Here is a 13213-nt window from a genome sequence, read left to right on the forward strand (position 1 = left end):
TTAGATTTTAAAGTGTTCACAAAAGGTACAGGTTATTTTCTTATTATGAAGAGGCCCTAACATAAGGTTTTTATTTTAGACGTTCGTCAATGCTTTATGCGCCTCAAGGGCAAAACTTTTGATTTTTGGATCCAGGTCATCAATGTAGGCCTCTACTACCGATAAATATCTCGGTTCTTTTTGTTGCGTAATGAGATACAAGACCGCCAACTTGATTTTGAGGTCGTTGCCATGTAATAGTAATTTAAAACATTCCAGTTCTGAAGGAATCTTATGTTTTATTTTTTGTAGCTCTTCTTCAGATGAAACGTCAAGTGCTGAATCTTCAATGATCGGCAATAGTTTTCGTTTAAGTTCTCCGGTCAATAAGTTATCCAGAAATTCTATAGCATTGTGTTGGGCTTCCTGTTTTTGGCTCAAAAGACCCTCGTATGCGATGGCGACATCTTTTTGTTGGTATCTAAGGCCCAATAATTTGAATATACGTTCCAATCCGGCATCTAATCTTCGTTCCAATAGTTCCAATAAACTGCTGCGTGCATCACGCTCTGCATCTCCTATTTCTTTTCTAGACTTGGTCCTGTTTCTGTAAGAAATAATGATTTGAGTATGCATGGCCGATAAAGTTTCATGGTACAATTTACATTCATCAAAGATGACAGAAACTACTTTGTACCGATTGAAAATTATCTGCGGATGGGTGGATCGTATCGCACTTAGGGCACGCACAACCTCTAAACGAACTGTAAGGTCCTTATCGGTCAAAACCAACAGTAATTGATGGACGGCTTCCTTTGAATAAAAGGATTGCATGGCCATGGGAATGTACCGGATAACGGGTAGCGGCTGCAGTCTTTCCTGAATGTTCTTTCGTAAAATCGGTAAAACTTCTGGGCCGTAATTTTTAAATGCGGAGAGTACAGATGGTCTATATTCTTTTTGTCCCAGCAGGGGAATAATAGCTTGTATCAAGGAAAGGTCATTGGTAGTGCCTATTGCCTCAATGGTGGTCTTTACAATTTCTGCATCGGGATGCTTTAAAAAACTGTTCAATTCAGTATGAAAAACGGGGATGTTGGCTTCGCCTAAAATCTTTATGATTGCTTGTAAATAGGTCTTGTTTCCCTCATGGTTTTTAATTTGCGCTAGTGCGTTGGCAATACGTTCTCTTACAGAGTAGCGCTGTTTTAAAGAGTAGTTGTTTTTAGCTGCTCGTGCCAAACAGAACAAAGCTGCCAAGGCAATACGTTCATTCGGGTCTTCGAGATAGACATCGAATACAAAAGATTTATCTTTATGGGCGAAGCTTAAAATATAGGACAGTGTGGCTATGGTCAATTCTCGATCATCGATTTTCAATAACTCAGAAACCTCTGCCGTCATGGTTTGGCCGTTCAAAAAATACAAATTCTGTAGGGCCGATTTTTTAACCTTGTTCGAAGGGTGTTCCAGTAGCAGTTCTACATCATCTGCAAAACGCTTGTCATTGATTTCCATCAACTTATCCAGCATAAAAAGAATTTGCTCTTCCGTTCCTTTTTTGAATACGGTTCGCATTCCTGCCACGACCGAAGTTTGCGTACTCGCAATCTTTTTAGCTTTTTTAGGGGCATCGGTCAAGATTTCCAAGTTAGTTTTGAAGGTCTTGTAGTATTCGATACGTACCTTGTAAATGAAGTACAACCAAAGACATACCAGTAAAATAATCAAAATACCGATGTAGAACGAGGATAGGTCAAGCCCACGAACGACAAAAATTAAAAGACAACCCGCAATACCGGTAGCAAGACTGTCCACCACCACGTCGATAAAAGATTTAGTCTTGTTTTTTAAATCGAACGGTAAAGGCAATGTCAGTAGTTCAGATGCGCTTTTATGGATAGATTGTTTAAGAATACCATCCATGGCCTTAATGACCACTACCGAAGAAAGTGCCGGCAACGCTAAAAACAGAATACTTCCGCCAAAAATACCGATAGGAAGTAATAACAATGAAAATCCAACGCCCCAAATACCCACAATCCTATGGGTAAAGAACAATTGGATTCCCAGAGATAGAAGGTTGAACGTAGAAAACCAAAAAGCAAAGAAAGCCGTCAATTCATCGGCATCAGTTATGGCCAACGAAGCAAAATCGCTAAACAGATAATCGACTAACTTTGCTACTACCACGCTAACGGCGACGATACAGGCGATGTAGGTAAGGTGTTTCGATTGTAGAATAAGTTTCAACGGTTGTTCTGAGGTGTTCAAATGATTTTTATTCTTTTTGAAAGCCCCATTTTTCCGAACACGGATATGCCAAATTTTACGTAGTAAAGGGATGCAAAAAAATAGGAGTAGGGCAGCTACGAACATTAAGTTTTGATTACCGATCAAGGGTGCAAGAATAGAAGTGAGGTACCCCCCGATGATTCCACCTAAAATGGCCCCAGAACCGATAAATCCAAACAACCTTTTGGCTTCGCGAATGCTGAATACCAAATTGGCCAAGACCCAAAATTGAGAAGCGGAAAGAACAGCGTAAATGGCTACCCAGATATAAAAAAAGTAAAGCACAACACCACTTACGACATTCAGGGAAAGTAAAATCCCTAATCCGATTAAGATGATGATTGAACTTATTATAGTAATTTCTATGACCTTTTTCAAGGAAAATCTAGATACCGCTTTAGCGTAAAAATGAGAGGTGGTAACGGCTGTAATGGCGACCAATAAGAACGCAAAAGGTAGTTGCTCGATACCCAATTCTGATAAGAAAAGTGCATTGACCGTTGGTTTGATGATCAACAGTACCGCAATCACCAAAAAGATATAGGCGAGCATCCAAAGAGATACTTTAAACTCGCCTTCACGTACATCGAATATTTTTTTTATGAATTGTTCTACCATCAAGAAATGGAAATTTTCATCTTTCCACCACCTAAAGTACAGGCTTTTTTAGAACCTTTTCAATGGGTTTCACTAAATCTCTTATAATTTGTTCACCATTGGCATCATCGATCAGTGCAACTAGGATGTATCTTCTGTTGCTGTCCTTTCCCCAAACCAGAATGGAATCGGAGTGGTAGGTTTTCCATGAACCAGATTTTCGAAATAAACGGGCCTTTGGCGCTATTTGATCCAAGGTGTTTACGAACTTATGGTGCAGTTCTGGATCTTCCATAATATCCAACATTTGTTTAGACCTTTTTTGGTTCACCAATTTACCATTGGCCAAAAGATAGTAATATCGGCAAACCTGCGTCGCCGTAGCCGCATGGCTCAAATTTTTCAACGGTTCACGATTGGTATCCCCGCCGCTACCGTAGCGTTTGCCCACCCAAAGTCCCCCGCCATTGGTCTCATCATAGAAAGCATATTTAGGGTCGGTCATGACCGCTTCTATTTTTTCATAGCCCACACGATCGATCATTCTAGTAGAGGCGGCATTGTCAGACTTACTGATCATTAAGCGCATGTCCTTTTTTACCTCTAAGGTTTCTTTTAGTGCTCCTTTTTCGATGGCATCCATGGCCGCTAATAAAATGGCTATTTTAGGAAGGCTGGCCGCATACATCATATGGTTGCCGTTCACTCGGGCAAACCGAACATTTTGTGGGTCACTGAGGTCTACGAGGCCAACGGACATCTTTTTTTGTATGATAAGCTCGTTCCAATCGGCATGAGAAGTTAGCTCATCTCTCAGGTTGGTTTGTAAAGAGCTATCTAAAAGCTTTTGCAGCGGCTTTATTTTTGAATTTTCTATGTTTAGGGGAAGCTCGTCCTGTGCATGTAAGGCACACCAAAATAATAGAGAAAAAAGTAGGATATAATGGTTTTGCCTCATTAATTGTTTCTTATTTTAGAATGTAGTCAAAATTAGATAATGGACGGATTTGCTCCGTGTTAATTTTTTTGTTATTCCTCTTATCGATGTTTTCAATAAAGACGCCGATTAAATGATTCTAGTATAAAAGCCAGTGTTAAAATTTAAAATGGTTTGAGAAAAAACAGTACTTATGTATCCCTTTTTTAAGCTAAAATGTTGTCTAAAGGAAACATCAAAATTAATTAAATAGCCGTATATTAAAAATTGGAACACAACCTACATTATGAACCTTAAGGACGGTGTCAACACAGCTGAGAATAAAGTGTCTGCAGAAGCTAGAAGACTCAGCGATATGGTTAAGGATACTTCCAAATCGTTGGTGGATCGATTGGAGTGTTTTGAGGATATTATTAATTTGGAAGTAGGGGATACCGGTCTAAGCAGAGCAAAAACATTGGAGCGGGAATTCGATGTGCGGCAACTCTTCATTAAGTACGAAGGCGATAACCCCACCGGAACCCAAAAAGACCGTATCGCGTTTGCACAACTGTATGATGCTTTGCGAAGGGAATATCATGTTGTTTCATTGGCTACTTGTGGCAATTATGGGGTGGCGATGGCCTTGGCCGCAGATTTGGCCGGTATTGCTTGTAAAATATTCATTCCGGAGACTTATCACACCGATCGTATTGCCGAAATGGAAACCCTGCAGGCAGAAATTATCCGTATTCCCGGTAGTTATGAAGATGTAGTAACCGAAAGTTCTAGACTGGCCATTGAAAATGATTGGTATGATGCCAACCCCGGTGGAGCGAATACGCCCTTGCAGATTTCTGCCTATGCCCAAATTGCCCAAGAGATTTTTGAGGATTTGGGCGATGCACCAAAATACTGTGCAGTGCCCGTTTCTAACGGAACTTTGTTTGCGGGTATTTATCGGGGCTTCGTGAATTTGTATAAACGTGGAAAAACTTCTAGAATTCCTAAAATGATTGCAGCGTCTTCTTCCCATAAGAATCCTATTATTGAATCTTTTCTTCAAGGGTTGGAGCATTGTAAGGATTTGAATCCTGCAGCAATTAAAGAAACCAAGTATAACGAACCGTTGATTAATTGGCATAGTTTCGATGGAGAAGAGGCCTTGTATGCTTTGAGAGAATCAGAAGGGGAAGCTTTTAATATCAGTGATAAAAAACTAAAGGAGATGACTTCCTTATTAAATAAAAAAGAAGGTTTCCGTATTCTCCCTGCCTCTACCGCAGGCTTGATCGGACTTTTGGAACTGGATGAAAAAATGAATTTTGAGCCGGATCGCTTTGTGGCCGTGCTCACCGCAAAAAATTAAATAAAAGAATGAAACAAGTTATAGACGGTAAGGCACTCGTATATTGTGAAGGTGCTTTTAATACCCCTAACGGAAAAACAGCGCATGGTCTCGTGCGTTTTACCGAGCGATATGAAGTAGTTGGTGTTCTAGATGAAAAATATGCAGGGCAAGATGCTGGGGAGATTTTGGACGGTAGACCCAATGGTATTCCTGTTTTCAAGGATATCGAAACAGCCTTTACCGCTTTAGAAGCTAGTAAAAATCTACCCAGTTATTTGGTGGTTGGCTTGGCACCTGATGGAGGTCGTTTGCCCAAAGAGGCCAAAGGGACAATTAAAACCGCGTTGCAAAAAGGGTGGAATGTGGATAGTGGTTTGCACGATTTCTTGACGAACGATGCAGAATTGGTCGCTATTGCAAAAGAAAAAAATGTAAAAATCAGGGATATACGTAAAACGCCCGACCGCGACCAGCTTCACTTTTTTACAGGTGCTATTGAAAAAGTAGATTGTTTGAAATTAGCAGTGCTGGGAACCGATTCCGCTTTGGGTAAACGTACTACTGCTTGGATTTTGGTCCATGCATTTCGTGAAGCCGGTAAGAAGGCAGAAATGATAGGTACCGGACAGACCGGGTGGATGCAAGGTGCCAAATACAGTATGGTGATGGATAGTTGCATCAATGATTTTGTGTCTGGAGAAATAGAACATGCCGTTGTAAGTGCTTGGAAAAACGAAGATCCAGATGTCATTGTTATCGAAGGTCAGGGAAGTTTAATGAATCCGGCCTATCCGGGAGGTTTTGAGATTCTAGCGGCCGGAAGACCTGATTTCGTCATTCTGCAACATGCGCCAAAACGGCTGGAATATGACGGTTTTCCTGGGTATAAAATGCATTCTTTGGAAGAACAGATAAAAGCGATACAGGTTATTTCTGGTAAGGAAGTCATAGCGATTACCGTAAATCATGAAGGTATGGAGAAAGATGAAATCTTGGATGTCTGTAAGGCTATTACCTTAGAAACGAAGTTACCCGCCTACGATGTGTTGGAATATGGGGCAACTGATTTAGTAGCCCTTTTGATGTCCAAACTGAAATGAGAATAACCCATATTTCTTTTGAGCGTTTAGACCTAAAACTGTCAGAACCCTACACTATAGCTTATGAGACGATAGACCGCACGAGCAATTTTATTTTAAAGATTGAGACAGATGGAAAAATCGTAGGGTATGGCTGCGCTGCACCTGATCCCGTGGTCACCAGTGAGACGCCGACCAACGTGGCCACTGCAATCACCGATATTATTACCCCCTTTTTAAAAGGTAAGGATCCGTTCACTTATGCCTTACTGTTATTCGATTTAAAGCGGTTATTGGGCAAGGCAGCGTCTGCTTTGGCCATGGTAGATATGGCCTTGTTCGATATTATTTCAAAAAAGGCAGAAGTACCTTTGTATCAATTTCTAGGAGGATACCGTACCCATATGGCTACCAGTATTACCATTGGCATCATGGGCTTGGAAGAAACCTTAAGATTTGTGGACGAGTTTATTGAAAAGGGATTTACGATTCTAAAAATTAAGGGAGGCGCAAACCTTGAAGAGGATATTGCGAAAATGAAATCCATTCATGAAAAATATCCGAATATCGAGTTACGGTTCGATGGTAACCAAGGCTATTCGGTGAAAGAGTCGGTTGCTTTTGTAAAGGCGACCGCGGCCATAGGCATCGAAATATTCGAGCAACCTACCCGAATTGAATCCGAAGAGCGGTTAGGGGAGGTAACGGGTCTGGTGAATATTCCCGTTATGGCGGACGAAAGTTTAAAAACATTGACGGATGCCTTTCGTTTAGCGCAGAACGAGCGGGTAGATATGGTCAATATCAAACTGCAAAAGGTCGGTGGTATTTGGGTAGGGATGCACATCAACTCGGTCGCTAAAGCGGCGAAATTAGATGCCATGGTAGGCTGTATAGATGAATGTGGTTTAGGTATTGCCGCGGGGTTACATTTTGCCTTATCGCGACCCAATATTGTGTATGCAGATTTGGATGGACATTTGGATATCATCGATGATCCGTTTCATTCTATCTTTAGGTTGGAAAAGGGAATTTTATATCCATCAGAAAAGTATGGGTTAGGTTTTTCCGATTCCAATTTTTAACGTATTAAATTAATGAACTCTTAATTTGTTTTGCAATGTATCTAACCTTACTAGCTATTTTCATTGTAGGCTATATTTTCATAGCCTTAGAGCACAGTATCAAAATCGATAAAGCGGCTACTGCATTATTGACCGGCACCCTTTGTTGGGTTATTTTTATATTTGGAAGGGAGACATTTTTGGTGGGCTTGGAAGGTGAAGAGTCCATATCCTTTGTAACGGAAAGTTTAAAGGAAAATCTTGGGGAAATCGCTGAAATTCTATTTTTCTTATTAGGGGCCATGACCATTGTAGAGATTATAGATGCCCATGAAGGATTTTCAGTAATTACAGATAGAATAACTACCACCAATCGGGTAAAATTAATTTGGATTCTTAGCTTGCTCACCTTCTTTTTGTCCGCTGCCTTGGATAACCTGACTACCGCAATCGTAATGTCGGCATTGCTGAGGAAATTAATATCCGAACGAAAAGACCTTTGGATTTTTGCCGGTTTGTTGATCATTGCTGCGAATGCAGGTGGGGCATGGTCGCCTATCGGTGATGTGACCACCATTATGCTTTGGATCGGGGGGCAGGTTACGGCACTTAATATTATTAAAGAGATTTTCTTGCCCAGTTTGGTGTGTCTGTTGGTGCCGCTTTTGATTACTTCTTTTCGTTTTAAGGGAAATATCAGTAATCGAAAAAGTCATTATGACCTTGAATCGCACAAATTCGCCATCACTAGTTTTGAGAAAAGATTCGTTTTTGCCTTAGGGATAGGAGCACTACTGTTCGTGCCTGTCTTTAAGACCATTACGCATTTACCGCCATTTATGGGGATTTTATTGGGGTTAAGTGTCGTATGGATTTCCACCGAAATCTTACACCGCAACAAGACGATGGACCAAAGAAAACAACTTTCAATTTCCAATGTGCTACAAAAAATAGATACTCCAAGTATTCTCTTCTTTCTTGGGATTTTGACCGCAGTAGGTGCCTTGCAATCTGCCGGACACTTAGCCGATATGTCCAAGCTTTTAGATGCCAATTTTAATAGTATTTATGCTGTTAATGCCATCATTGGGGTGCTTTCTTCCATTGTGGACAATGTGCCGTTAGTGGCGGGCACCATGGGAATGTATTCTATGGATGTCTATCCGCCAGATGCCGATTTTTGGGAATTATTGGCTTTTTGTGCCGGTACCGGGGGCAGTATCCTAATCATTGGTTCCGCCGCAGGGGTCGCCATTATGGGTATCCTTAAGATTGATTTTATGTGGTATTTGAAACACATTTCCCTCTTGGCATTATTGGGGTATGCTGCTGGAATTTTAACCTTTATACTGATCAATTAGTAGGTTCTTCAGCATCTATTTGTTGAATCAGGTTGGCGACCAAGGCGGTCCATCCGGTTTGGTGTGATGCCCCAAGACCCCTTCCGTTTTCACCATGAAAATATTCATAGAACAGGATCAGGTCCTTAAAATGTGGATCTTGATATTGTTGCTGATAGTTTTGATTGATCGGTCGGTTGCCTTCTTCATCTTTTTCGAACAAGGAAATCAAACGCTTGCTCAGTTCAATGCCCACTTGTTTTAAGTTCAGTAGTTTAGAACTACCCGTTGGGTATTCAAATAAGAAATCATTGCCACTGTAGCTTTGATATTCATGTAAGGCATGGATGAACAAATAGTTCATGGGCATCCAAATGGGTCCACGCCAATTCGAATTTCCTCCGAATAAGGAGACTGTAGATTCTGCTGGCTCATAGTCAATGGAATAGTCAACCCCCTCAATCTGAATCTTATAAGGGTTCTCGTGAATTTTTGAAAGGGAACGAATGCCATACGGACTCAAGAATTCTTTTTCATTCAACAAAGCTTTGACCAATTTTTGCATACGATCCTTGGGTACCAGCGATAACAAAAGATCTTCGCCATCTTGAAACTGCTGTATCACCTCGTATTTTAAATTATCGGCACGGTATTTTCTGAACCAAATAATACTGGCCTTGAATTTTGGAAACCGATCCAACACGCTCTTTTTAATGTTCAATACGGCGGCAAGTGAGAGCATCCCTGCAATCGACCGTACTTTGATGGTGGTCGACCTGCCATCGGGTAACATCAAGCGGTCATAAAAGAAGCCTTCTACGTCATCCCAAGTGTTCACTGTATCCGTGTCCATTTTGTTCAAAGCTTCCGCAATAAAAATAAAATGGCCTAAGTATTTAGTGGCCATATCTTCATAGGAATCATCCTCTAGGGCAATTTCCAAACTCAACTCGAGCATGTTTAAACTGTACATGGCCATCCATGCGGTGCCATCAACTTGGTCTAAAAATCCATTTCCCGGTACGCCATGGCTACGGTCAAAAACCCCGATATTGTCGAGGCCAAGAAATCCCCCTTGAAATACATTGTTGTCGTTGCGGTCTAAGCGGTTCACCCACCACGTAAAGTTCAAGGACAATTTGTTGAACATACGTTTTAGGAATTTGATATCTCCTTTTCCGTTAATTTCCTTTTCCGTTTTATAAATCTCTATTGCGGCCCAAGCCTGTACGGGCGGGTTTACATCACTAAAGCTCCATTCGTAGGCCGGTATTTGGCCCGATGGCGCCATGTACCATTCTTTGGTGAACAACAATAACTGTGCTTTTGCAAATTCGGGATCGATCAAGGCAAAAGTCACACAGTGAAAAGCGGAATCCCATGCCGCATACCATGGATATTCCCACGCATCTGGCATGGAAAGTACATCATGGTTACGCAGGGTTTTCCAACTACTATTTCGACCATAACGTCTTTCTTGGGGTGGTTGCGATGTTTTTGAATCGCCGTCCAACCATTTTTCTACGTCATAGTTATAGTATTGTTTCGTCCACAGTAATCCGGCAAAGGCTTGTTTTAAGATTGCTTTTCGTTCTTCTGGGGCATTCGGTGCTATTTCATCATAAAACTGGGAGCATTCCCTTTGCCGGGTTGAAAAAATTTCCTCAAAATCTGTAAAAGGTGCTGAAAGTTCTTGCTGGGTTAAACGCAGTAGAATCGTTTTGGATTCCCCGCCCTTCAGTTCCATTTCGTAATACGGTGCAAACTTGGTTCCTTGGTTATTTTGGGTCGCCAGATTAAAGTCGTTATTGCAGACCGCTTGGTGAAAAAGGTCTTTTTTAAATGGATGTTGGTTCTTTTGGCTGTAGACTTTTTCGCGGTTGGTTTCATTTTCAGTAAATAGCAGTTTATCAGCTGGCTGAAAATAAAGATTATACTTACCCACATAAGGGTGGTCTATGGAGACAAAGGCATTTGCATCTGTTCCTTGTTTTTGAATGACCGGTTTATGCGACATTTCTTTGAAGGACCAATGGTTTCGCATCACCAGTTGCGGCAGCAGCGCTACCGGTGCCGGCTTGTCATTTCTATTGGTGATGGTAATTTGGATAAGAATATCGGTTTCGTCGGCCTTGGCATATTCGGTGGTGACATCAAAATAGGCATTGTCCTTAAAAATTCCCGTATCCAGTAGTTCAAATTCCAGTTGGTTTCGGTCCCGTTGTCGGTTTTCTGCCACGAGTTGGTCGTACGGATATTTGTTTTGGGGATACTTGTACAGATACTTCATGTAGGAATGTGAAGGTGTATTTTCCAAGTAGTAATACAGCTCCTTTACATCTTCCCCATGATTGCCTTGCGGACTCGTCAAGCCAAAAAGCCGTTCTTTAAGAATAGGATCTTTACCGTTCCAAAGGCCGATACTAAAACAGATGTTACAGTAGCGGTCACTGATGCCCGCAATACCATCTTCACCCCAACGGTAGGCCCGACTACGGGCGTGGTCGTGGGGGAAATAGGTCCATGCCTCGCCATACGCACTATAATCTTCCCGTACCGTTCCCCATTGACGCTCACTTAAATAGGGTCCCCATTTTAGCCAGTCTTTTTCTTCGTTTTTATGTTGGGATAAGCGTATTTTTTCGGGGTTTTGCATTTAAGGTGGTATGTTAAATAAGGAAACTGTCAATTTCAATCAGCTTAAACAAAGTAATTTTATTTAGTTAGTGCTTTTATTATTCTCTCTTCGTTTATAACTATATCTCTGAAAAGTACATGAGGAAATTCTTGATAATTTGATAATTTAAAGGCTGCGAAAATTTTGGACAAAGTGGATGCTGTTAATAGAGATAGGTTCATTTCCGTATCCATCTCGCAATCGTAGATGAAATCATCGCTGAATTCAGGAGCAACCAGTAAAATTTTAACAATTCTTAAATTATTTTTTAGAGCCACATTTTGATATGATTTTAGTTGTCTAGAGACTGTACTAAACTTATTATAACCTTTCTCTTTTATTGTTTTGCACTCTACAATTATAATCTCGTTATTTCCTAAATTCAAAAGAATATCCATCATATCCTTTTGAGTATTTAGTTGGTTTTTAAATTTATCGTCGACGTTGAATCCTAATGATTTAAAAATGACTTTTGTTAGTTCTTCGAACTTTAAACCCAATTCACTTTCTTTAACAGAAATCCCATTCTCTTTTAAAAGATTTAAGTTTCTATATCCTACGTTCTCGTAATTTTCTAAATATAAATTTTCAACATCCTTATAGTGTTCTAGAATATTTAGAATATCATCTCCACGCTGCTTAATGCCATTGTCTTTTATAAACTTGCTTAAATCCGATTTTGTGATTAAATCTAAAATATCTCTGGGCTTAATATTATAATCTAAAAGAAAACCGGCATTCAAAACATACTCTTCTTGGAGTTCAAATTGTGTTTTCAGTTCCTTATTTATCTTTGGTAAAGAGTTATTTAGCTCACTTAACATTTTATCAAAACCATCTATAGAAATCCCAACTTTTTCATCTTTTTCAACATTCTCAAAATGCTCAATTAAGCTGTTGATTTTATCGGTTAAAGTACTACCCTTTAGATTTTGTATATTAAGACCTTTTTCGCAAAGCTCATTAAGTGTTTTTTTCTTTTCTGTTAAGGTTATTCCTGATTTGTATATTTCTGAATCAAGTAAATCGACAAAAGAAATACCTTCCTTAATGATATCTTCAATTTTTTTAGATAAAGTAGCCTTTCTGTCTATGTTGTGTTCTTTAGCGATTTGATTAATTATTGGCTCTCTGAGCAATTTCAATGTTCTTCGGTAGAATTTTTCTGCGACATCTTTCTTTCTAACTTTTCTTAAAATTCTAACCATTTCATCAGCTACATATATAGTATTCTCTTTTTTTGAAAAGAAAACAACTCCGATATTTTTTAAATTATTTATAACATCTTGAATATCAAATTTCTTAATTGGTAAGATAGAATAGTTGATTAACTTGACATCTTCTTGGGATAATCCCAATTCCTTAGACAAGGTTAAGATTATGGAAAGTTCATCTGCGGTAATTTTTGGTTCTCTGTTATTTGAAATATCGTTAATGTATGCTGTAGACAAGCAGGCTTTGTATATGCGGTAATCTCTTTTTCTTGATTCACTCAACTCGGATTTGTCGTTATCAAGTTCAGTTTTAAGGGTTTTGATTTTCCCTTTTAAATTTTTAATCTCGGTGTCATATAATCTAGAAAACCAGTCCTGTTTCATTATACAATTTCCATCTCTGATGATAATGTCAATTAGGATGTCTAGTTGAGAATTTACCTCTTGAAACTCACATAGCAAATGTTCTGTGAATTCATCAGCAATCAAGCTAAAAATATTTGATACGTTTAGGTTGTCAACAGATTTTAGCCCCTTGTCAGATGAACTCAAAATTTTTTCAATCGCCTTAGAATTTTTAGGATTTTTCGAGATTATATTATCAATAATTTTTATGAATGAGTTTTTTTCTAAAGAGCCTAACTTATCTAATATCTTTTCTAATTTCATATTTCAGAGTGTTTTTAAATTAGTTGTTTTAT

The 13213-nt window shown here is 39.6% G+C and carries 8 protein-coding genes; 4 read left to right on the forward strand and 4 right to left on the reverse strand.

Going from position 1 to position 13213, the window contains the following annotated elements; genetic code table 11:
- Nucleotides 1-75: 75 nt before the first annotated feature.
- Together ACNR9Q_RS07650 and ACNR9Q_RS07655 are read right to left on the reverse strand one after the other, a co-directional pair.
- The gene (locus tag ACNR9Q_RS07650) at nt 76-2892 is read right to left on the reverse strand and encodes an Npt1/Npt2 family nucleotide transporter (RefSeq protein WP_419214017.1); all 2817 of its coding nucleotides are present in this window, start codon (nt 2890-2892) and stop codon (nt 76-78) included.
- Nucleotides 2893-2923: 31 nt separating this feature from the next.
- Nucleotides 2924-3829 carry a serine hydrolase gene (locus ACNR9Q_RS07655; RefSeq protein WP_419214018.1) on the reverse strand — a complete coding sequence of 302 codons (906 nt, stop codon included), beginning with the start codon at nt 3827-3829 and terminating at the stop codon, nt 2924-2926.
- 265 nt (nt 3830-4094) lie between these two features.
- Between ACNR9Q_RS07655 and ACNR9Q_RS07660 the strand changes: the two genes are divergently transcribed.
- From ACNR9Q_RS07660 to nhaD, 4 genes are read left to right on the forward strand one after another with little or no spacing between them, the layout of a single operon-like run.
- Nucleotides 4095-5156, forward strand: a complete 1062-nt coding sequence (locus ACNR9Q_RS07660) for a pyridoxal-phosphate dependent enzyme (protein ID WP_419214019.1) — start codon at nt 4095-4097, stop codon at nt 5154-5156.
- Between the two features lie 8 nt (nt 5157-5164).
- A complete protein-coding gene (locus ACNR9Q_RS07665) occupies nt 5165-6238 on the forward strand; it encodes a DUF1611 domain-containing protein (RefSeq protein ID WP_419214020.1) in 1074 nt (357 codons plus the stop codon).
- Nucleotides 6235-7302, forward strand: coding sequence for a mandelate racemase/muconate lactonizing enzyme family protein (locus ACNR9Q_RS07670; RefSeq protein ID WP_419214021.1), 1068 nt, complete (start codon nt 6235-6237; stop codon nt 7300-7302). Before ACNR9Q_RS07665 ends, ACNR9Q_RS07670 begins: the two co-directional genes overlap by 4 nt.
- A 35-nt stretch (nt 7303-7337) precedes the next feature.
- On the forward strand, nt 7338-8642 hold the full coding sequence (nhaD, locus tag ACNR9Q_RS07675; RefSeq protein ID WP_419214022.1) for a sodium:proton antiporter NhaD: 1305 nt from the start codon (nt 7338-7340) through the stop codon (nt 8640-8642).
- Here nhaD and ACNR9Q_RS07680 read toward each other — a convergent pair.
- Both ACNR9Q_RS07680 and ACNR9Q_RS07685 read right to left on the reverse strand, forming a co-directional pair.
- On the reverse strand, nt 8635-11277 hold the full coding sequence (locus ACNR9Q_RS07680) for an MGH1-like glycoside hydrolase domain-containing protein (protein ID WP_419214023.1): 2643 nt from the start codon (nt 11275-11277) through the stop codon (nt 8635-8637). The two genes, nhaD and ACNR9Q_RS07680, sit on opposite strands and share 8 nt — an antisense overlap.
- A 59-nt stretch (nt 11278-11336) precedes the next feature.
- A complete protein-coding gene (locus ACNR9Q_RS07685) occupies nt 11337-13181 on the reverse strand; it encodes a hypothetical protein (protein WP_419214024.1) in 1845 nt (614 codons plus the stop codon).
- Nucleotides 13182-13213: the final 32 nt, after the last annotated feature.

Origin of the sequence: Maribacter sp. X9 (genome assembly GCF_048537565.1) — a bacterium.
Taxonomy (GTDB): domain Bacteria; phylum Bacteroidota; class Bacteroidia; order Flavobacteriales; family Flavobacteriaceae; genus Maribacter.

Coding starts and splice junctions, on each gene's coding strand:
- ACNR9Q_RS07650 (WP_419214017.1), bottom strand. CDS start 2,892: ATGGTAGAACAATTCATAAAAAAAATATTCGATGTACGTGAAGGCGAG.
- ACNR9Q_RS07655 (WP_419214018.1), bottom strand. CDS start 3,829: ATGAGGCAAAACCATTATATCCTACTTTTTTCTCTATTATTTTGGTGT.
- ACNR9Q_RS07660 (WP_419214019.1), top strand. CDS start 4,095: ATGAACCTTAAGGACGGTGTCAACACAGCTGAGAATAAAGTGTCTGCA.
- ACNR9Q_RS07665 (WP_419214020.1), top strand. CDS start 5,165: ATGAAACAAGTTATAGACGGTAAGGCACTCGTATATTGTGAAGGTGCT.
- ACNR9Q_RS07670 (WP_419214021.1), top strand. CDS start 6,235: ATGAGAATAACCCATATTTCTTTTGAGCGTTTAGACCTAAAACTGTCA.
- nhaD (WP_419214022.1), top strand. CDS start 7,338: ATGTATCTAACCTTACTAGCTATTTTCATTGTAGGCTATATTTTCATA.
- ACNR9Q_RS07680 (WP_419214023.1), bottom strand. CDS start 11,277: ATGCAAAACCCCGAAAAAATACGCTTATCCCAACATAAAAACGAAGAA.
- ACNR9Q_RS07685 (WP_419214024.1), bottom strand. CDS start 13,181: ATGAAATTAGAAAAGATATTAGATAAGTTAGGCTCTTTAGAAAAAAAC.